Here is a 21,569-nt window from a genome sequence, read left to right on the forward strand (position 1 = left end):
TTAACCGGCTGACTGACCACCGCCGTGGCGATCTTCATGCGCATCTGGCGCAGCGGCTGCCTCGCTTGCGGGAAAGTTGATTTCGACGGTCAGGCCCGATGGGTCGTCAACAAACACTTGATGCAGTCCGAGGCTGGGCACAGTGCGTTCACGAAATGCCAGGCCCGCAGCTTTCAGTCGGCGATGCATGTTGGGCAGGTCCGTGGCCAGAAAGGCCACGTGATCCACAGCACCGCTTCCATGGAGTGAGTCTTTTGGCCTGTCCCCCAGGTATTCCGCTAGGCCGACTGGATCGTTTGGGTCGATGCCAATGATGTGCACGACACCATAGTCAGCTTCATCCCCGCCCTGATAGAGCCAGATGCCGGGAAACTGGAAGGGGGGCCTATACCCCTCCTTGAATCCCATCACGTCCACGTAGAAGCGCTTCGTGGCCTCCATGTCGGTGGTTCGGATCGAGAAGTGAGCGAGCTTGCTGATGGCCATGGTTTTGACTTTTAGTTATCGATGGATAAATAATATATCAAGATGGCTGCCGTGCGCAAGAGGTAGCATCCAACGGTCTGATTTGCGAAAACCCCGCAAATATCTGCATGTAGCTTCATGCAGAACGTCGATCGCCATCAGGGTTTTCACTGCATATTGATCACGCGAAAATCGTTTGCACTCACAAACATGTGATCAAATGATAAACAACATGCAGCGACACCACCCACAGGACACAACATTCCCAGCATCCGTACGTTCTGCCGTGTCACTGGCCTCATCGTGCCGCGCCACGGTTTTCTGTCTGGGGAGTTCAACGCCGCTGATGGACTGCACGGCCGTCACGCTGAGCCGCAGGTGCGCGACGACAAGTCCACTGCGGGAGAGGCGGCAATGCAGGCAGTCGAGTTGCACGAAAAGCATGGTGCCCATTGCATCGTCGGGGTCAGTCGGCGGCCAGTCACTCGTCCATCAACAACGTGAACCAACAGCGCAACGTCCCGTGTTTCCCGATACGCCAGTGAGGTGGCATCAACAAGGCGTCGGAGGTGAACCCGTACACCTTTCGAGAAGCGCTCCACCCGCACATGACCAAGCAAGCGGCAGGTCGGGGCGTGAACAAGAAGGGCATGCGGGTCGCTTGACCGTCGGCGGACTGCGCCTAAGCAAGTGATAATTTGTCCCACACCGCGCCCTCATTTACCCATGACCAACAAGCGTGTCACCCGAGCCGCCCCCGCTGAAACTACAGATGCAGCCCCTGCCGCTCGCGTCGTGCCTCGACGACGGCTCTCTCCCGAAGACCGCGAGCATGAGATCGTGCAGCGCGCCGTGGCTTTTTTTGCCAGCAACGGCTTCGGCGCCAGCACTCGCGATCTGGCCAAGGAACTCGGCATCACCCAACCGCTTCTGTATCGGTACTTTCCCAACAAGGAGGCGCTGATCGATCGTGTGTACGAGGAGGTGTTTGTTCGGCGGTGGAATCCTGAGTGGGAAGAATGGCTGGCCGATCGGTCGATGACACTCAGGGAGCGCCTGTGCCGCTACCTCAAAGACTATGGACGCTTTGTGCTGCGCAGCGAGTGGGTGCGCATCTTCATCTACGCGGGGCTCAACCGTGGCGGCATCAACCAGAAGTATCTCGCTCGGCTCCGGGAGCGTCACTTCATGCTGATCGCCAGCGAAATGCGGCGTGAATACGGCATTCCCGATCCCAGAAATGAAGCGGAGCTGGAAGACGAGCTCGACCTGGTTTGGGCGATGCACTCCAGCGTGTTCTACATTGGCGTGCGCAAATGGATTTATGAGCTGCCCACGCCCAAGAATCTTGACCGCGTCATCGACCTGCGCGTGGAAGTCTTCTTGCGCGGGGTGCCCGCTGTGCTGTCAGAACAACGGCGTGCGTTGTAGCCAAGCGGGACCACATTGGCCCCATGCCGCTCACGTTGCGCCAATCAACCTCTTCCGCGCCTCGTGTGCAAGATGGCGTGCACGCTGAGCATCGAAGTCGACGACACGCCCACCTTTCACGCGGATCTCGCCGTCAACCATCACGGTGTCAATGTGACGAGCACTGGCCTGCAAGAGCACGTAAGCGCAGGGATCACCTGACGCGCCACCGTACTCGTCCTTGCGGACCAGAACGATGTCTGCTCGTTTTCCAACGGCGATCGAGCCAATGCGCTTATCCATACCAAGCACTGTCGCGGCGTCGATGGTCGCACTGCGCAGCAGATCACGCGGTCGCAGCAACGGCATGGCCTCGCCAGGTGCAGGACGCCGGGTGTCCGCCGGCGCCCTGCTGCGCGCAACGGTTCCATCAATGTAACCCTGCACATGAAAGAGATAGCGAAGCTGCTGGAGGGTGTCCGACGCAACGTGACAGGGCACATCGCATCCGTAGACCAACGGGACATCCCGCAGTCGCGCGCGACGGACCACATCCGCCGGAGTGCCCTGCACATCGGCCGAGGGGGTGAAGCACAGCGGCATCCTGACTTGCGCCATGGCGTCCAGCTCCAGGTCGGTGATCAGGTTGCCGTGAATGGCCAGCAGGTCGGGTCCCAGCAGATCGTGTGTTCGCAGTTGAGCAATGTCATTTCGCGCGTTGATGTGAATGCAACTCATCACACCGTGTTCGCGCGCAAAGGTCAACTGCTGGCTCAAGTGCGCTGCGCCGACGGATTCAATGCCAAAGTGGATGGTGGTCAGGCCTGCGGCATCGTGAAACTCGTCGAAAATCCGTGCCGCATCGGCAAAGCGTGCGCGGCTGTCGGTAAAGTCGTCGGGCTGTTCGTTCATGAACGAGTAGGTAAAGACATGCCGAATACCTGTCTCCTTCAACCCGGTGATTGCCGCATGCGCATAGCCTGGCCCGGCGATGTTGTGGCAGTAGTCAACGACAGTTGTGGTGCCACAAGACAACATTTCCGCCCCGCCAATCCAACCACTGATGTAGTTGTCCTGTGCGCGAAAGCAACGCCTCAGAGGCAACAGATCGGCGAAGTACCTCCCGCCCCATAGGTCGGGCACCCAGTTGCGCAGCACGCTTTGCCACAGACATGTGTGCGCATCGATGATGCCTGGAAGCGCAATGCAGCCAGAGGCATCCACCACCTCTGCGTCCGTCGCCGGCAACCCGGGACCAAGGGCGATGATCTCCCCGTCCTGCACCAAGATGTCAGCGACGGGAAGATCGCCCGCTGTGTCCATGGTCACCACTTCCGCATGGCGCACCAGAAGCCGGGTCACGGCAAAGCTCCGGCAAGTTGCTGCCGGGCCAGTCTCGGGTTGGCAATCGGGCTGCTGGCCAACAAGGTCTTCGTGTAAGCATGAGAGGGCGCAGTGAACAGCGTGTCGCTTGGCGCGAGTTCGACCATGGACCCCTTGTTCATGACGCCCACACGGTCGGCGATCTGCCGCACCACGGCGAGGTCATGCGCAATAAAGATGTAGGTCAAACCGAACTCGGCCTGCAGATCCATCAGAAGGTTGATCACTTGCGCTTGCACCGATACGTCGAGCGCGGACACTGGCTCATCGGCGACGATCAGATCGGGTTGTACGGCCAGCGCTCGCGCGATGCCGATACGCTGGCGCTGCCCGCCGGAGAATTCCCGAGGGAACAAATTCAGGCTTCTGGAGGGCAGGCCACATGCGTCAAGCAGTCGACGAGCGCGGTCTTCCGCTGCCTGACCACGTGCCACGCCAAAATTGCGCATGGGCTCGAGCAGAGCATCACGTACCGTCATGCGTGGGTTGAGCGAAGAATACGGGTCTTGAAACACCATCTGCATGCGACGCCACACGCCGCGCTTCTGGCCGCCAGTCCCTCCGTGAACGTCGTCCCCATCAAGCAGCACCTGTCCGCGGGAGGGGGTGAGCAAGCCAGCAATCATTCTGCCCAATGTGGATTTTCCGGATCCGGATTCACCCACTATGCCCAGCGTTTCACCGCGCCACACGTCCAAAATCACGTCGTCGACGGCGCGAAATGCGCCAGCAGCTCCCCAGCCTCGGCTGGAGAAGTCGCGACCGACGCCCTTCACGCGCAGCAGAGGTTCCGCCACTCTGTCAATGGACAGCGCCATGTGTCTTCTCCTTTAAATCAGGCCTGACCCAGCAAGCGACGCTGTGGAAGTCATCGGTCTCCGTACGAACGGGTTCCTGCGTACGGCATGTGTCATTGGCGTAACTGCACCGAGGTGCAAACCTGCAGCCTGGTGGTGGGGCTGCTGGATCTGGCGCCTGACCGGGGATCGCAGCCAGCCTCTGACCCTTGGGCGAATCGAGACGCGGCACCGCATTCAGCAATGCCCAGGTGTACGGGTGCCTGGGCGCAGAGAAGATGGCGTCGACCGGCCCCTCCTCCACGATTCGGCCGGAATACATTACCGCCACGCGGTCGCACAGACTGGCCACAACGCCCATGTTGTGTGTGATGAAAAGCACCGACGTATGCGATTCTTGGTTAAGGGTCTTCAACAGCCTGAGAATCTGCAGCTGTACGGTGACATCCAGTGCGGTCGTGGGCTCATCAGCGATCAGCAGCCTCGGTGCGTTCGCGATGCCCATGGCAATCATCGCGCGCTGGCGCATACCACCCGAGAACTCATGCGGGTACTGGCGCGCGCGATCGGCCGGCTTGGGAATACCCACACGGGTCAAAAGCTCGCGCGCCTGTGCCCAGGCAGCGCGGTTCGCAACAGGTTGATGCAGCGCAATGGCCTCCGACAGCTGAGCGCCGACGCGCAGCACCGGATTCAACGATGTCATCGGATCCTGAAACACCATGGCAAGGTCACCACCACGCAGCGTGGGCATGGCGGCTGGATCCAGGGCCAAAAGGTCTTGAGCACCCAGACACACGCGGCCTCGCGTCACGCGTGCCACGGGTGGCAAAAGCCGCATGATGGATTTGGCGAGCAGTGACTTCCCGGAACCGGATTCGCCGACCACGCCCACAATCTCCCCGGTTCGGACCTGCAGGGATACGCCTTGCAACGCATTGATCGAGCGCCCATCTGCCGCGGCGATATCGATGTGGAGATCATCCACATCAAGAACCGTATTCAAATCATTCATGATGCATGTGCAGTATCGCCGTGGGCGGCACGAATGCCGTCACCCAGCAGGTTGAGGCCGAGGATGGTGAGGGAGAGCGCCAATCCCGGAAAAGTCGATATCCACCAACCATCACGAATGAACAATTGCCCCTGCTGCAGCAGCAAACCCCAGCTCGGGTGCGCCACATCACCCAACCCAAGAAAGCTGATGAAAGACTCCAGCAAGATGGCCGATCCAGCTTGTAGAGAAGCGCTCACTGCGATGATGGGCGCCACGTTGGGAAGGATATGACGACCGATCACACGTGGGGCGCTGGCGCCACCCATGATTGCTGCCAGAACGAACTCTTCCTTGCGAAGGACAAGCACTTGAGCACGTACCACGCGCGCGGTTGCCGGCCAGCTCAGCAGACCCAGGACGAGAATGATCTTCCAGATACCGGATCCCACCAATGCCACAACGATCAATGCCAGGAAGAACCGGGGAATGATCTGGAAGGCCTCGGTAATGCGCATCACCACGGCATCGAAGGCGCCTCCAAGGTAGCCGCAGGTAGCACCAACCGCGACGCCAATCGACACGGCGATCACTGCACTGATTGTCCCCACGGCCAAGGATATCTGCCCTCCGTAGGCCAGACGGGCCAGGACGTCCCGACCAAGGTCGTCGGTGCCCAGCCAGTGGCTCGCCCCAGGCGGTTCCCGCAAGGCTTCGCTCATGGTCGATGGCGAGTGCTGCAGCATCCATGCGACCACCGTACACAGCAGCACAGCCGCAATGAGAAGGAGCAGGCCCGTCCGACCTGATGGGTTCAGAGCGCGCCAAACCGGCCAGGGCTTTGCATGCATCGGCTTCAATCTACTCATCGGGCGGTCCTCGGATCGATCACCGTTACCAACGCATCAGTGATCATGTTGGCCAGCACCACCATCACGGAGGTAAAGATGAAGCATCCGGTCAGCAACGGAAAGTCGCGTCTGAAGATGGCGTCAAAGAACAGACGTCCCAGACCTGGCCAGCCAAACACGATTTCGGTCACCACCGACCCCGCCAGCAGGAAACCAAATTCCAGGCCCAGGACCGTGACGGTGGTGACCAGCGCGTTGGGCAGGGCATGACGCCAAAGCACCCGCGCGGGACTCGCACCCTTTGCGTGGGCCACCGCCACATAGTCCTGCCGCAGCGCCTGAACCATTGCCGCTCGGGTGAAGCGGGTAACGATGGCCAGTTCAAAAAGCACGAGGCTGGTGACGGGAAGGGCCATATGGCGAATTCGGTCTAAGAACAACTCAAATCCTTCAAAGGTCTCCCGTGTGGATCCCATTCCGTTGCTCGGCAGCCATCCGAGCCAGACCGAAAAGGTCAGGATCAACAGCTGTCCGATCCAAAAGGCCGGCATCGAGTAGCCTGCCAACGAAAGCGCGGTAACCGCCGTGTCTGTGGGTGTTCCGGGGCGGGAGGCAGCGAGCACCGCCAACGACACGCCAATGGCGCTGGCCATCACCAGGCTGGAGATGGTCAGTAAGAAGGTGACTGGCGCATGCTCTAGGATCAGTTCGATGACTGGCTTTCGGAAATAGATCGACATGCCAAGATCGCCCTGCAAAGCAGACGCCACGTAAATGGTGAGCTGTTTTGCGATGGATTCGTCAAGGTGGTACTGCGCACGAATCCTTTCGAGAAACTCGGGCGCCGGTGCATCACCGGCCAGAAGCACGGCGGGGTCGGTGGGTGACAGCCTGATCAGCACAAAGGTCAGGACCACGATGGCCATGACCACGGGTATGGCCATCATCACTCGACGGCCGATGGCCATCACAAGGTGAGCAAGCGCACTCATTCAGACAGGCTTTGCTCGCGCAAAGCTCTCTTTGCTGCCGTCAGCAACGTCGAAGATGCCGCTGACCATCCGTGCGTTGTAAGCCTCCGCACCGCGGTACGAGAAAAGCGGCAGAATCGGCAGGTCGGCCCAGACCTTCTGCTGAATCTGCTCGTAGATCTGCTTGCGCTTCTCGGGATCGACAGCCTGTTTTTCCTGGTCGAACAGTTTGTCGACGTCGGCGTTGCGGTAGCCGCTGTTGTTGGTGAACGGGCGCGCTGGGGTGAAGATGTTGGCCGAGTTGTACAAGCGCTCAACGCCGATCGCCGGATCTGGCCCCAGCAGGTAGCTGTCGATGAGGAGATCAAATTCACCCTCGGTGTAGCCCTTCTGCATCAGCAGTGCGCGCTCCATCGGAACGATGTCGATCGAGACGCCCACAGCCATCAGGTTTTGGCGGACGATATCGGCCATGCGCACCGCACGCGTGTCGGAGTTGGGGAACAGCAAACGCAGGCTGAAGCGTCGCCCGTCAACGGCTTTGAAGCCTGCCTCATCCAGCAGTCGCTTGGCGCGTTCAACGTCGAGCGCATAGTCGGTGACGTTCTTGCTGGCCAGCTTCAGAACACTGGGTACCGGTCCGATCACCGGATCGGCCAGGCCAGGCATGACCGTGCTGCGAATGAAGGCACGGTCAATGGCGTGGGCCAAGGCATGGCGAACCTGCAACTTGGACAACTGTGGCGAACGCAGGTTGAAGGTGCAAAGGTATGTCGGGGCGGCCTGACCGGTCGATGCAATCTTGATATGCGGGAGGCGGCTCACCCTGCGCACCTCGGTCGTCGGCAGGGCAAACGTGTTCAACATGTCGATCTCGCCGTTTTCCAGCGCGGCGACACGCGCGGCACCGTCGGGCATAACGCGCAGGACAAGCTCGTCAAAAGCCGGTTGACCCGGGATGTAGAAGTTCGGGTTGCGGCGGTACACCAGACGATCCCCGACCTTGTTTTCGACCAGCATGAAGGGGCCGGTTCCAACGGGTTTGCGGTTATGAGGATTTTGTGTGGGGTCTTGATTGGCCCACAGATGCTTGGGCAGGATGGCTGCAATAGACACGGTGGATGCGCTCAGCACGAATGGATTGGGGCGCTCGAATCGCAGCACCACCGTGCGAGGATCGATGACATCGACCACGCTCAACGCAGCGAACGCATTGCGGCCCCATGGATGGAGTTTGCGGGTGATGTTCTCCAGCGAGAACTTCACATCCTCTGCACTGAACGCCGTTCCGTCATGCCACTTCACGTTCTGGCGCAGACGGAAGGTGTAGCTCTTGTTGTCGGGGGAAACCTCCCAGGACTCAGCGAGGTCCGGGTGCACATCACCCTTTCCGTCCATCCAGGTCAAAGCGCTGTAGACCGGACAACCTGCTGTGAAGCTCGAGATCACCGTTGTCAGCGCCGGGTTGATGCTGGCAGGGTCCTCTTCAATGGCGCCGATGAGCCGCTTGGTCTTCTGCGCGAAGACTTCATTCAGGCTGAGTGATGAGAGCGCGAGGCCCGAGCCTGTTCGCTTGAGAAAAAGGCGACGATCGATAGTCATGGTAGCTCCTTGGTGGTTATTCCTTCATCCCAGCGAACTGCACGATTCGCTGGTACTGCAATGCATCGCGAGCCATCAACCTAGGCAAGTCTTCGTCGCCGCGCCCGACTTCGACACCCACACGCTCGAGCTTGGATCGCACGTCAACGTCCTGCAGCGACTGGACCAGTACTGTCTGCAGCCGCGTGACGATCGTTGGTGGTGTGCCCTTTGGCGCCATCAGTGCGTACCAGGCCACGAGGTCGTATCCGGTGAGTGCCGGGTGTTCAGACAGCGCGGGTACGTCGGGCAGGCTGGCTGCCCGACGGGCGCTGGTCACTGCAATCGGAGTGATGCGCCCGGCATCGATGAAAGGCCGCGCAGCCCCCGGACCTAGGAACGCAAACTCGATGTTGCCGCCAGCGAGATCGGAGCCGATGTTTCCAGCCCCCTTGTATGGAATGTGGAGGATGGAGATGCCGGCTTGGCGTTTCAGCAGTTCGCCTGAGAAGTGCAACATGGACCCAACTCCAGACGTCCCGTACGAGAACTTTCCTGGTTTGGCACGGACTTCCGATACGAACTGATTCAATGAGGTCACGCCGCTCTGTCGAGACGCGACAAGCACAAGTGGAATGGAGCCAACGTAACCCACCGGAACGAGGTCACGCTGCACGTCGTATTTGAGCGCAGGGTTGATCGCCTTGACTGCGACGAACTCGCTGCTCGACCCGAAGACAAGGGTGTGGCCATCGGCTGGGGCTGCCACGCCTTTTTGGACACCAATGGCGCCAGCCGCACCGCCGATGTTTTCAATGACCATGGCCGTCCCGAGGCGTTTTCCCATGGCCTCGATGACGGCTCGACCGACGGCGTCCACACTGCCTCCCGGCGGGTAGCCAATGAGCACGTTGATGGGTTTCGATGGGTATGCCGCCTGCGCAATGGCCAGCGGCATGCAAGCGCTCAGCGCGAAGGCGAGCAAGGCCGAGCGTCTCGGCACACGCGGGCTGGCATTCGCAGGCTGAGATGAAGCGATCGGGACCATGGGTTCTCCGTGAGGTGCAGGGGGGTTGACTGACTTCATGCGTGATACTGCGACTCATTCGACCAGCACGGACGGACGCCGGATCTCGATCACTCCTTGATCGCTTCGCACACCCATCGCGTACAGGCCAGGCGTTCTGCCGTTGTAGCGAATGTCGAACGGAAAATCGGAAGGCCGGGCCACGTCGCCCAGCCACGCGGCAAAGGCGTCCTGGTCTTCGCCTATCTCTATCCATTCCAGACCTTGGCCCACCACACGACCCGAGCCAGGCACGACAGGGAGGCTGCCAGCGTGGGTTCCGGTCCCAGGCTTGAAGTACAGGTTGGGCTTACCCATCGGCCACGCGGACGTTGCGCTGGGCGCTTGCAGCGCAAAACCGCGTGAACCATCCATCATCTGGCGACCAGCGTTCTTGCCGGTGGTCGCATGGTCGACGGCGGTTCCATGGTGCGCGGCAAACGCTTCAAGCTCTTCCAAGGTGTCGCTGCGCAGGCACCAGCCAACGAAGCGATCGCCGTCGCGGGTCTGACGGTCCATGAACATGGCAAGCGGCTGCCCGTCCTTCAGAGGTCGGCGGTCGATCAGGCTTTCCACCTCGATGTAAATGTCCGGAGCCAAAGGCACCACGCGGTGACCGATGCCATACATCGGAAAGAAGCCTCCGTCGTAGTTTCCCAGGCCGGTCTCCTGGCTCAGGCGATAGGTCGACTCGTAGACGTTTGGAGCGGCCAGACAGACGTGATCAAAGTGAATCATTGCAACAAAAGGGGTAGTGGGTGATGACGATGGCGCGCCACGGAAGCGCTTGACATGGATGAATTTTGGCGGTTTGATTGCATAGATAAAAGGACTTTTTTTCTCAGTGTTCAAGACATTTAAAGTCTTTATTTTTGTGTCTCTGTTCAACACCAAAACCCATGCAACATCTCGATTTCCGCACCCTCAGACAGTTCGTCGCAGTTGCCGAGAACGAGAGCATTTCCAAAGCGGCGACGGTGTTACACATCTCGGCTTCTCCGCTCAGCCGCGCCATCCTCAAACTGGAGTCGCAAATCGGATTTCCGTTGTTCGAGCGGATCGGTCGCGGGCTTCGCTTGAACAACGCCGGCAGGGAGTTGCTCCTGAACGCGCGTCGAATCATCATGAACAACGAGCAGCTGGTTCAGGATCTACAGCGCCGTGCCAGCGGCATGGGCGGCACGGTGGTGATTGGCCACATGCCAGGAGCGCTCTACAACGGGGTCATCCCGTCAACGGCGCGCAGCGTGCAACAAGCGCACCCGTCGCTGCGCTTTCAGTTTGAGAGCGCTCCAGAGGACGAGCAACTCGTTGCCTTGCGGCACGGGCACCTGGATTTCGCGGTAAGCACACAGGAAGTCGCCGACGCCGACGTCCGCGCTGAAACCTACAGCGTGGAGAAGTACGTGCTGCTGCTGCCTCGCCATCATCCATGCGCTGAAATACCTCGGATCACGCTCAAGCAACTCATGGAGGCCGAGTGGGTGGTCACCCCTGTTCGGCCCGGGCAATCGCTGCGCACGCGTTTCACGGCAGCGTGCAATCGCCTTGGTTTCGACCCACGCGTGGCCTGCGTGGCGGGTGACATGATTTCGGCCCTGGCGCTGGTGGCCGGCGGGTTTGGGCTCTGCGTCGCGCAAGAGAGCCTGATGCAGTTTGTCGGCCATGACATTGTGGTCCGCGCACTGCCGTTGCTGAAAATGGAGAGTCAGTACCGCATCGTCTGGCGCCCTGACGCGCTCGCGCCAGGGGCCAGTCGTTTTCTTGACGCCCTGCTCGTCAATAACACCAAGACTTAACGATCCGGTGAACCGCGCAGTCCTTTGGCGCGCTCGTAAGGAGGCGGATAGAAGGTCGATGCGCCCAACTCTTCCGCGGCACGCCACACCCATCGAGGATCCGCCAGGAAAGCCCGCGCCAATGCCACGACATCAGCTTGACCACTGGCGATGATGTCTTCCGCTTGCGAAGGCTCGGTGAGGGCGCCCACCGTCCGGGTCACGATGCCCGTCTCGCGCCGTACACGAGAAGCAAACGGAACTTGAAACCCGGGGCTGAATGGAATGCGTGTACCCGCATCGACGCTGCCAGAACTCACGCAGACGTAGTCGGCTCCGATCGACTGAAGCAGGCGAGTGAAATCGACGGCGTGATCCACATCCAGCCCGCCCTCCGTCCATTCGTTGGCACTTATGCGTGCACCGAAAGCCATGGATGCCGGCAGGGCCGCCCGTATGCGCTCGGCCACGCGCAAGGGCCAGTGCTGTCGTGCGGATGAGCTTCCGCCGAAGTTATCCGCGCGTTGGTTTGACAAAGGTGACAGGAACTGGTGCATCAGATAGCCATGTGCACAATGCAGCTCAACCAGGTCGAAGCCGAGCCGCACTGCGGCTTGAGCTGACGCCACAAAGGATCGCGCGATCCCCTCCATCTCACCGGGCTCCAGTGCGGCCGGCGCGGGAAACTGACCGAAGGGCAGCGCGGAGGGTGCCACCGCCTGCCAGGGCTCGCCTTCGGTCGCGACGTCGCCCGAGCTCAAATGTTGTCCACCCAACCAGGGCACGCGACTCGATGCCTTGCGTCCCGCATGGTTCAGTTGAATGCCAAATCGGGTGCCCGGAGCAGCCATCGATCTGGCAACACGCAGCACGCGCTCAAGTGCGGATTCGGTCTCTGCGGAGTACAGCCCCAGGCAGCCGTGCGTGATGCGACCTCGCGGCTCCACCGCTGTGGCCTCAAGCATGACCAGGCCTGCGCCCGACATCGCAAGTTGCGCGAGGTGCTGCAGATGCCAGTCCGTGGCCTGCCCCCCTTGAGCGACGTACTGGCACATGGGCGATACCGCGATGCGGTTCCCAAGAGAGATGGGGCCGATCTGGACGGGACTGAATAGTGCGCTCATGGTCTGGTGCCTCTGGTCTGGTCAGTGTGTGGTGATGGCATGGGATGAAAGGCCGAAAAGGCGCTCGGCGTTGCCCCCAAGGATCAGGTCGCGCTCTGATTCGCCGAGGCGGGCAACGCTTTTAATCAAACGCACGGGTTCCTCCACACCCATGTCGTACGGGTAGTCCGAGCCCATGAGCAATTGGCTCGCGCCGTAGCGTTCGATGAGGTTGGACAAGAGCGCCGGATCGAAAACGACCGTATCGAGGTACATTTTTTCCAGGTACCGGCTGGGCGCTTCCGCAATCACGGTGCGGCAGTCCGCACGCGCACGCCATGCATGGTCCATGCGTGCCCAATAAGAAGCCAGGTAACCACCGCCATGGGCGAGCAGGAATTTGATCTTCGGATACCTTGCCGCAATGCCATCAAAAATCAGCTTGCTGGCTGCGATCGTGGTGTCCAGCGGGTTGCCAATGACGTTGTTGAAGTAGTGGTCCAGCAGACGACCGCCTTCCGTGAATCCCACCGGGTGCAGAAAGAGCACGGCCTCCAGTTCGTTGGCCAGTGCGAAGAAGGGCTCCAGTCCCAGCTTGGGGTCGGTCAGATCCATCCCGTTCACGCTGGTGCCGATCTCCGCGCCGCGCAGACCCAGCTGAGTCATACCGTATGCCAACTCGCGCATGGCGAACGCCGCATCCTGCAATGGAACGGTGCCCAGCGCAGCGAAGCGCCCAGGATGGTCATTGACAAGTGCACTCATGCCCTCGTTGATTTCGCGAGCCAATGCCGCGCCCAGGGCGGGCGACGCAAAGTAGTAGTACTGGAACGGGGCGGGGCTGACGACCTGCACGTCCACGCCCATGCGGTCCATGTCTTGAAGGCGGCGCGAGACGTCGGTCAACGCGACCGCACGTTCTCGCATTTGTTGCTCATTGGTCGCTCGGGTCAGCGCATTGGCGAACACCGTGCTGGGGTCGTACTTCCCTGGCTCAAGGTGAGCGACCTTGGCGGCGACGCGAGGTTGAAGGTAGTGACAATGCACGTCAATCCGACGTGTGGACTTGCCTTTGTCCGTGATGTGAGCGCCGTTGCCTGGTTCGCTTCCCTGGGGCTGGTCTTCCGCATTGCCCGGCTGCCCGCCGAGACGGGTGGTCAAGCCGTGTCGATGTTGGGGATCCTTGCAGCCGGGTGCGCAGGTGTAGAGCATGTCATTTCCTCGGTAAGTGGGTCAACCCCATTGCAGTCTTGGTTGGTCAATCGAGCTTCAGGCCGGTGGCACTGACGATGCGCTCCCAGGTCTTGCTGTCGTTGGCGATGAGGTCTCGCATTTCGCTGGGCGAGGCCCATTTGGGCAGGAAGCCGTTGCTGATGAGCCGCTCCTGGAAGCCGGGTGACTGGACGACTTTCGTGAGGGCATCCGACAGCCGGCGAACCGTTGCGTCGGGCGCTTTGACCGAGGCGAACAAGCCAATCCAGCTGGTGCACTCGTAACCCGGCAGCGACTCAGGCAACAGCGGCACCGTGGATGGAAAGACAGACGCGCGGTAGTTGGTGCTTGCGCCCAGCGCAACCAGTTTGCCTGTCCTGATGAAAGGCGCTGCCGTTGCATACGGCTCCCACGATGAGTCGACCTGGCCGCTGACCACGTTGACTATGCTCCCTGTCGTGAAGGGTACGTGCAACAACCTGACCTTGGTTTTCTCGACCAGCATTTCCCCGCACATGTGGGGCCCGCTGCCGATTCCGAGCGATCCGTAGGAGACCTTCCCCGGATGGACCTTGGCCTCAGCGAGGTATTGATCGAGTGTCTTGAACGGTGCGGTTGGCGCAGCGACCAGCACATACCCACCCACGCCAACCAGACCCACTGGCGTGAAGTCGCGTTGTGGCTGGTAGGTCATGTTCTTGTACAGGTGCGGGTTGATCACCACCGTGTTGTGGGTGGTCAACATGAATGTGGTCGCAGGCGCTGTGGTGCGCGCCACCTCGGCACCGCCGATCATGCCGGCCGCACCAGGCTTGTTCTCGACCACGATGGTTTGCTGAAGCAAGGGCCGGATTTCCTGCGCGATGTCGCGCGCAATGACATCAAGTGGTGTCCCTGGACCGAAGGGCACCACAATGCGCAACGTCTCTTTTGAGGCATCGCTCTGGGCGATTGCTGTCGTCGCAGCTCCCAGTGCGCTGAGGCAGGCTAACACTTTCAGAAATGTTCGCGTCATGGCGTGATGTGGCTTCATGCTGCTTCCTTGTTGTCTGGAGGTCGTCGGGTCAGTTCAGGCGGGCATTGGTCTGCGTCGTGTCAAACCAGTCAAACGGCGCGTTGCTCGTGTTCACCATGACCGCCTTGGTGTCGAAGTAGCCGTCGAACGCTTCCTGTCCGAACTCTCGCCCGATGCCCGAGAGCTTCACACCGCCCCAGGGAGAGGCCGCGTCGACGCGGTGGTGGTCATTCACCCAAACGATCCCGGCTTCGAGTGCCTTGGCCACACGGTGGGCACGGGCCACATCGTTGGTACGCACGGCGGCGGCCAAGCCATACTCCGAGCTGTTGGCAATCGCGATGGCCTCGTCTTCGGTGTCGAACGGCAGCACCACGGTGAACGGACCAAACACCTCCTCGCGTGCAACGCGCATGTCGGGCCGAACGTCTGCCAAGACAGTGGGGCGCACATAGAAGCCCGATGAATCGGCCAGCTCCGCGGGCACGACACCGCCAGCCGCCAGACGCGCGCCCTCTGACACACCTATGTGCACGTAATCGAGGATGCGTTCTCGCTGGCGCTGCGAGACGACAGGCCCCATTTGTGTGCGTGGGTCGAACGGGTCGCCCACGACAAGGCCCTCGGCCTTGCGTGCCAGCTTGTCAACGAACTCGTCATAGACGCGGCGGTGCACGATGTGTCGCGCTGCGCAAACGCAGGTTTGACCGGCGCCGACGAAGGCGCCGAACGCGGCGTAGTTCACGGCCTGGTCTACGCTGTAGTCATCGAACACGATCACCGGCGTCTTGCCACCCAACTCAAGTGTCTGGCGCACAAAGTTGCGGGCTGCGGCGGCGCCCGCGCTGCGCCCTGCTTCGGTGCCTCCGGTCAGCACCAGTTTGTTGATGCCAGGGTGCTCGGAAAGCGCCTTGCCTGCAGCTGCACCAACGCCCGTCACGACGTTGAAGACCCCGTACGGCAGACCTGCTTCCGTAAAGATCTCGGCTAGGCGCAAGGTCGTCAGCGGCGTGAGTTCGGAGGGCTTGACCACCGTCGTGCAGCCGGACGCAAAGGTAGGTGCCAGGTTGCGCGAGGCGATCAGCAGCGGGTGATTGAAGGGCGCGATGTTGGCCACGACGCCCACCGGTCCCCGGTTGGTGAACGCGTGGTACTGCCCTTCTACCGGAATGACCGAGTCACGTCGCGCGATGGCCAGCGCTGCGTTGTATCGGAACAAATCCGGCACCCGTGAGAGCTGCGCCCTGGTCTCACGCAGTGGGCGCCCGTTGTTGAGTGTCTCCAGTTGGTACAACTCTTCCATGTGGGCCTCCATGGCGTCTGCGAGGCGGTTGACCAAACGGGCGCGCGCACGGACGGACATATCCGCCCACTCGGACGCCCGGAACGCACGCCTGGCACTGGCGATGGCGTCGGCCACATCCTGTGCATCGGCATCCGCCACCTGCGCGATGACGGAGCCGTGTCCCGGAGCGATGACAGACATCTCGGCACCAGATCGAGCCGGCTTCGATGTGCCATCGATGAACAGCCCGTGGCGCTTCTTGAGCCAGTCGGAGATGGCAGGAGAGGTTGGATGAGACATGTCGTTTTCCTTGGTCATTGACTGCAGTGCAGTCGATAGGTTGAGTCTATCTTAATTATCGATCGATCATTTGATGATTGAGTCTGCCAGCTTCCAGGCGTCTGGATATCTAGGGAAAACCCTTTATTTTTCTAGACAGACTTCTAAAGAAGGCGTACTTTTACACGCTTTAATCTCAGGCGCCTGAAGTATTTGGTTATCGATTGATAATCAAATTTCAGAAGCTGAGGGGAACAGGCGCACCGCGCCGGGTCGCGCCGTGGACCGCAAAGGCCGCCAGCACACTCGCCATGGCCAGGGCCAGCACGCCCATCCAGTGCCAGTGAGCAAAGGCCAGAGCACCCAGGGCTGAACCCAACGCCATGCCCAAGAAGATCCCGGTGAACAGCAGGGCGTTGAGTCGACTGCGCGCATCAGGGTCCAGCCCGTAGACAAGCGTCTGATGCGCTACCAATGCGGCTTGCACGCCGAAGTCAAAGCCGATGGCCGCGATGACCAGCAGCGCCAGATCCGCCTCAGCAGGAAGCAAAGTCCCGACGGCCATGAGCGCAAAGCTGGTTCCTGCAACAACGGTACCCATGCGCGCGACACCGATGGCGCCCCACTTGTCAGCGAGTCGGCCCGCCATGGGCGCGGCCAATGCACCAGCGGCACCGGCTAGGCCAAAGGCGCCCGCAGCCGCGCTTCCAAGCCCGAAATCGGCATGAAGCATGAAGGCCAGCGTCGACCAAAAGGCGCTGAAGCCGACGGAAAGGAACGCCTGGGACAGGGTTGCCGCTCTGAGTGTCGAATGAGCCCGCCAAAGGGAGGCCATAGATGCCAAGAGCGCTCCATAGGAGAGCGAATTACCTCGCTCGAAGTGGGGGAGACGCCGAAACGAGATGGCGCCAACCAAGGCAATGCTGACGGCGGCAGATACGTACACAGCACGCCAACCCAGGCCCTGTCCGATCAGTCCACTGGCTGTGCGAGACAGCAGAATGCCCAGCAACAACCCCGTCATGACGGTGCCGACAATGCGGCCTCGATGCGCCGGCGGCGCTGTGGCGGCCGCCGCCGGAACAAAGTCTTGCGCCAGCGTGGCGAACAGCCCGACCAGAAAACTCGCCACCATGAGGGAATGCACATTCGGCGAGAGTCCGCTCGCCACCAACGCGAGCATCAGCGCCCATGCTTTGAACAGGATCACCCGCCGGCGGTTGTAGCGATCGCTCAATGGCGCCAGCAACAGAATCCCCAGCGCATAGCCAAGCTGCGTCAGCATCGGCAGCAGGCCGACGGTGCTGGGCAACGCGCCGAGGTCTGAGGCGATCGCTCCAAGAATGGGTTGGCCGTAGTAGATGGACGCAACGGAGAACCCGGCCCCCGCAGCGAGCATTCCGATTAGGGAGCGTGATGGACCTTGGGTCAGGTCATGCGTTTTGCAAATGGCAATCATCGGTGTTAACCCTCAATATCAGGAGGAACCGATTGTGTTTTGCCCTGAAATTTCCTGGTAGTGGTTATTGGTGTACATTGGATATACACTGAGCGCATGACCGAATCCAAGATCCAGGCAGATCGCCTGGAACTCATGCAGACGTTCATCCGCATCGTCGAGGCAGGCAGCCTGTCGGCCGCTGCCGCGCAGTTGGGCACGACGCAACCCACCGTCAGTCGTCGGCTAAAAGCCCTGGAGCTCTCGCTAGGCCTGCGACTTTTGCAGCGATCCACTCACTCGATGACGCTGACGGTAGATGGGGAGCGGCTGCTGGAAATGGCACGCGAACTGGTTGCCGGATGGGAAGCGCTGCAGTCTGCACTCACAGAAGGCAGGGACAAAACCCGAGGGAAGTTGCGTGTTGTGGCGCCTCATGCACTGGGACAGGATCAACTGATGGCGCCATTGGTCGACTACCTCCGGCGCTATCCAGACGTTTCTGTTGAATGGCGTCTCAGTGACCGTCTTCCGGACTTCGCGGCAGAAGATGTGGACTGCGCCATACACGTTGGCGCCGTGAACGACCCGTCCGTGGTCGCCCTCCTGATCGCTGAAGTGCCTCGGATCGTGGTCGCTGCCCCCGAGCTCATCACGCGTCAACAGCTGACGGAGCCCGACGACCTGATGCCGTTGCCCTGGCTCGCGCTGAGCACTTTCTATCATCGCAACGTGGCGCTTCAGCGGATGTCTGATGGCAAAGAGAAGGCATTCGCCATAACGCCTCGACTGGCGACAGACAGCCTGTATGCATTGAGACGAGCGGCATTGGACGGATTGGGTGCTGCGATCGTGTCGGCCTGGTTGGTCGTCGACGACATATCGACCGGTCGTCTCGTTCACCTGGTGCCAGAGTGGCGCGCGGCACCCTTGCCCACATACTTGGTCTATCCAGCCTCGCGTCTACAACCCCGACGTCTGCGTACGTTCATTGACGCCGTCCGGGATTCAATGCCTCAAGGAGCGGCTGGGCCTCAGCGCTTCTAGCAATACGTCTGCGTGCGAAAAACTCTCTCCGCCCAGGCGTTGACCGAGACCTATCCAAATCGTCTAAGCAAACGGCGCAACACCGTCGACTAGGCTATACCACCGAATAATTCTGCTCACGGAGCTTCATGAGCGCAAGAGGTGCGTTGGTGAACTTGGCGACCCAATTCGTACAGGCTCCGTGTGAATACGACTTGGCAACACACCAGGCCGGCTAAAGCCGGTCAAAATTGTCGTCAATCAGTCTTTCGACGACAATTTCTGAAAAAACAGCACTTTTCTAAGAGCAAGTGCTTCCCAGGACACACTTGCTCTTAGAAGCCCACCCCAATCCTCGTCGATAAACAGGACATGACTTTGCATGTTCTGACTGACAACCCATTTGCGCACCCGATCCTGATGGCCGCCGGATGCCCGCCCAGCGGAAACGGCGCCTTGGTGTACCTACAGCAGTTGGGCTCGGCGCTTGAGAGTTGTCTGTCTTGGGGGATCAGTGCCAGCACGCAAGACTGGCAGAAACATGTGCGTCAACTGTCGAAGTCAATGTCAGCGCACCCATCCTCACCCTCTTCTTCGCCCACCGCCGCAGAACTTGTGAATCAGCCCTGGGGCGCTCTGCATGAGTGTATTGCCGCGCGTCGCGCCGCCACCAACAGCGCAGCGCTCCAACTCGATGTGGTGTTCGTCTACTTGATTCTTGAAGCTGCGGCAGGTCACAGACCGCTGACAAGCAAAGCTCTGGAAGGCCTCAAGAAATGCTATCAGGCGCACACAAGAAGCGGCAAGTTGAATCCTGATTGGGGAAGGCTTGGAACATCAAACATCATCAACAAATCCGAGCTGACGGAACTGGTGAAGGACTTGACGTATGGCGTAGCACGTCAATTTGGTATGACGGTTCTGAGTTACCTAGATCGTTCGATGCCAACCCCCGCAGGGATCTCAGCGCATTTCGCACAGACAGAAATCGCCAAAGTGACGGTTGCCTATCAGGGGCCTGAGTTAAGCGCTGACGCGCCAAAGGTGGACAGCCTTCCGAAGGAGGGCGAGCCGATCGTCCAAGTTGAAGCGGAATCGTTGGACCAACGACCCAAATTTGAAAGAGGCGATTCGATTCTTGAGTGGCACCTGAATGCTGTTCCTAACGCCCGCCGAAACGACCGCCTGGGCCTCGAATCATGGAACTCGCTGTCAGTCGATCAAACCTGCCGGATTGCCGCGCGACTTCCTGCGCTGATGTCCGATGCTGATTCACCATGGCAGCGGGCAGCTGTGCTTGCGACCACCGTTTTGTTGACGTCAACGCCAGCACACGTGCTACTACACGCGCCAGTGAATCAGGACGGCGATCTGAACATCGACATCGAAAACCAGCGATTCACCTGGCCGATTGAAGTGCTGCGTGGAGCCTCAAAATCAACCGCAAACATCACGCCCGCTACACTGATCTGCATTCCGTTTCCAGCTGGACTTGGTCAGGCATTGACCAGTATGTCACGGTCCACTGGACAACAAGACCTTCGGTACCTCGCTGACATTTTTCAGGTCTCCGAAAACTCGGCGGCTTGGAGCGTCCTGAACCGACAGACATATGACCTGCTGAAAGAACTCAGCGATCCGGCCTTCCAAGCATTCCCGGGTCGATGGTCAAAATCTGTGTCCAGGGTCTACACGAAAGTAGCGTCATCAGATTTGGTGGCCACGACCTGTTCATTAGACGTGTCGATTACGCCACAAGCCGCGCTCTATTACTTTCATCCATCTCAAGAAGAAATCCGAACGTTGGTTCAAAAGGCATATGACCGCCTAGGTCTTGGACCGATCACGCTTGACTCAACAACTAGCGTAGAACGGGGGGGTATCCCGACGGACGACGCATTGGCTGAAGGATTTGCGACGCTTCACGCGCGAACTCATCAACTGAGTACCGCGATACAGGACAAGCGTTCCGACATTCAATCGAGTATCCAAAACCTGAACGAGCTCAACCGGCTGGTAGCTGGAGTGACAGTGTTTCTCATAGGAGGTCGCGGCTCGAGGATCGGAGAGATGACCTGTGGTGCCATCTACTGTTCGGCCGACAGTCTGTGGATTCAGGACAAAAAAGTTGAGCACGAGAACTCCTCACGCATCCTGCCAAAACCAAGGTACCTGAGCCATCAACTGGAACTGTTGCACTTGGCAAAGCGATCGGTAGCCGAACGACTGGCTGCTCAACTGTCCAGAAACCGCGCTGAAGGCTGGAAAGAGCTGGCAGCCGGACAGCTCCGATTCGACGCGCCGGCATTCGAGTTGTGGGGGTTCAAGAACGATCGTGTAACACGGTCCGAAGTCACAGCAGCAGACATCGAATGGGTATCACAGACCTACTTTGGCGCCAGAAAAAACTTCATGCGGCACGTGCTCATCACTCACTGGGCATGCGACGGCGAAGACTACAACCTCTTGCGGCTCGTCACTGGTCATGCAACAGCCGGTCTGGCCATCCCAGCAGCTGGGGCGACGTACACGCCAGCGTCCGCAGTTGCGGCAGCCGGCTGTGTCTTGGAGAAGCTGCTACAAAAATGGTTGCCGGCACGAGAGGACACTACGTCGATACAAAGCAACTACCGTTTTGTGAGCCTGCCAGGACGCTCGATTTTGAAAGCCGTCAAAAGCGCTCGCTCACACATCGGGCACTGGGATGCTCCAGTGTTCAGTCGATGGCATTTGGCCGCGAATCGCATCATAGAGCGTATTCGTCATTTGCTCCTGAACGGACACGCCCCAGCAACTCCCAAGGTGAACCTCTGGCTCCACTTGGTCTGCTTCGATGCCATTCACGAAGCGTCGGATATCGCAGCGGTCTTTAACGACATCGACGCATCCTTCGAGCTTGGACGAATCGGTTGGGT

General features: G+C 60.0%; 18 protein-coding genes. 4 read left to right on the forward strand and 14 right to left on the reverse strand.

The genetic code is table 11. The annotated features are described in order from the left end of the window. A complete protein-coding gene (locus tag AAHB17_RS18840) occupies positions 1-486 on the reverse strand; it encodes a VOC family protein (protein ID WP_342132329.1) in 486 nt (161 codons plus the stop codon). Between the two features lie 705 nt (positions 487-1,191). On the opposite strand from AAHB17_RS18840, the gene AAHB17_RS18845 reads away from it, so the two are divergent. Then, positions 1,192-1,896 carry a TetR/AcrR family transcriptional regulator gene (locus AAHB17_RS18845; protein WP_342132330.1) on the forward strand — a complete coding sequence of 235 codons (705 nt, stop codon included), beginning with the start codon at positions 1,192-1,194 and terminating at the stop codon, positions 1,894-1,896. 30 nt (positions 1,897-1,926) lie between these two features. Here AAHB17_RS18845 and AAHB17_RS18850 read toward each other — a convergent pair whose 3' ends face one another. From AAHB17_RS18850 to AAHB17_RS18885, 8 genes are all read right to left on the reverse strand, one after another. After that, complete coding sequence (locus AAHB17_RS18850) at positions 1,927-3,237, reverse strand: amidohydrolase family protein (protein ID WP_342132332.1); 1,311 nt, start codon at positions 3,235-3,237, stop codon at positions 1,927-1,929. Next, a complete protein-coding gene (locus tag AAHB17_RS18855) occupies positions 3,234-4,076 on the reverse strand; it encodes an ATP-binding cassette domain-containing protein (RefSeq protein ID WP_342132333.1) in 843 nt (280 codons plus the stop codon). Before AAHB17_RS18855 ends, AAHB17_RS18850 begins: the two co-directional genes overlap by 4 nt. Beyond that, the gene (locus tag AAHB17_RS18860; protein WP_342132335.1) at positions 4,060-5,070 is read right to left on the reverse strand and encodes an ABC transporter ATP-binding protein; all 1,011 of its coding nucleotides are present in this window, start codon (positions 5,068-5,070) and stop codon (positions 4,060-4,062) included. The genes AAHB17_RS18855 and AAHB17_RS18860 overlap by 17 nt, the downstream gene beginning before the upstream one ends. Next, positions 5,067-5,771 (reverse strand): ABC transporter permease, encoded by a 705-nt coding sequence (locus AAHB17_RS18865; protein ID WP_342132336.1) that lies wholly within the window; start codon positions 5,769-5,771, stop codon positions 5,067-5,069. Before AAHB17_RS18865 ends, AAHB17_RS18860 begins: the two co-directional genes overlap by 4 nt. Positions 5,772-5,914: 143 nt before the next feature. Next, on the reverse strand, positions 5,915-6,892 hold the full coding sequence (locus AAHB17_RS18870) for an ABC transporter permease (RefSeq protein WP_342132337.1): 978 nt from the start codon (positions 6,890-6,892) through the stop codon (positions 5,915-5,917). Then, positions 6,893-8,473, reverse strand: a complete 1,581-nt coding sequence (locus AAHB17_RS18875; RefSeq protein ID WP_342132338.1) for an ABC transporter substrate-binding protein — start codon at positions 8,471-8,473, stop codon at positions 6,893-6,895. 16 nt (positions 8,474-8,489) lie between these two features. After that, on the reverse strand, positions 8,490-9,500 hold the full coding sequence (locus tag AAHB17_RS18880; protein WP_342132339.1) for a Bug family tripartite tricarboxylate transporter substrate binding protein: 1,011 nt from the start codon (positions 9,498-9,500) through the stop codon (positions 8,490-8,492). Between the two features lie 54 nt (positions 9,501-9,554). Further along, entirely contained in the window at positions 9,555-10,370 is an 816-nt protein-coding gene (locus AAHB17_RS18885) for a VOC family protein (protein WP_342132341.1), read from the reverse strand. Positions 10,371-10,417: 47 nt separating this feature from the next. On the opposite strand from AAHB17_RS18885, the gene AAHB17_RS18890 reads away from it, so the two are divergent. After that, entirely contained in the window at positions 10,418-11,317 is a 900-nt protein-coding gene (locus AAHB17_RS18890; RefSeq protein WP_342132343.1) for a LysR family transcriptional regulator, read from the forward strand. Here the strand turns inward: AAHB17_RS18890 and AAHB17_RS18895 are convergent. The 5 genes from AAHB17_RS18895 to AAHB17_RS18915 all read right to left on the reverse strand — a co-directional run bounded on the left by AAHB17_RS18895 (position 11,314) and on the right by AAHB17_RS18915 (position 17,649). Continuing rightward, complete coding sequence (locus AAHB17_RS18895; protein WP_342132344.1) at positions 11,314-12,420, reverse strand: NADH:flavin oxidoreductase/NADH oxidase; 1,107 nt, start codon at positions 12,418-12,420, stop codon at positions 11,314-11,316. The two genes, AAHB17_RS18890 and AAHB17_RS18895, sit on opposite strands and share 4 nt — an antisense overlap. 21 nt (positions 12,421-12,441) lie before the next feature. Beyond that, positions 12,442-13,611 (reverse strand): amidohydrolase family protein, encoded by a 1,170-nt coding sequence (locus AAHB17_RS18900; RefSeq protein ID WP_342132345.1) that lies wholly within the window; start codon positions 13,609-13,611, stop codon positions 12,442-12,444. 46 nt (positions 13,612-13,657) lie between these two features. Beyond that, the gene (locus AAHB17_RS18905; protein WP_342132346.1) at positions 13,658-14,644 is read right to left on the reverse strand and encodes a Bug family tripartite tricarboxylate transporter substrate binding protein; all 987 of its coding nucleotides are present in this window, start codon (positions 14,642-14,644) and stop codon (positions 13,658-13,660) included. A gap of 31 nt (positions 14,645-14,675) precedes the next feature. Further along, complete coding sequence (locus AAHB17_RS18910) at positions 14,676-16,229, reverse strand: aldehyde dehydrogenase (protein WP_342132347.1); 1,554 nt, start codon at positions 16,227-16,229, stop codon at positions 14,676-14,678. Between the two features lie 199 nt (positions 16,230-16,428). Then, entirely contained in the window at positions 16,429-17,649 is a 1,221-nt protein-coding gene (locus AAHB17_RS18915; RefSeq protein WP_342132348.1) for an MFS transporter, read from the reverse strand. A gap of 96 nt (positions 17,650-17,745) precedes the next feature. Here AAHB17_RS18915 and AAHB17_RS18920 point away from each other — a divergent pair, with 96 nt between their 5' ends. Together AAHB17_RS18920 and AAHB17_RS18925 are read left to right on the forward strand one after the other, a co-directional pair. Then, positions 17,746-18,675 carry a LysR family transcriptional regulator gene (locus AAHB17_RS18920; protein ID WP_342132349.1) on the forward strand — a complete coding sequence of 310 codons (930 nt, stop codon included), beginning with the start codon at positions 17,746-17,748 and terminating at the stop codon, positions 18,673-18,675. Between the two features lie 351 nt (positions 18,676-19,026). Beyond that, on the forward strand, positions 19,027-21,569 hold a 2,543-nt coding region (locus tag AAHB17_RS18925; RefSeq protein WP_342132350.1), incomplete at its 3' end, for a hypothetical protein.

It is taken from the genome of Hydrogenophaga sp. OTU3427 (assembly GCF_038440225.1).
GTDB lineage: Bacteria > Pseudomonadota > Gammaproteobacteria > Burkholderiales > Burkholderiaceae_C > Hydrogenophaga.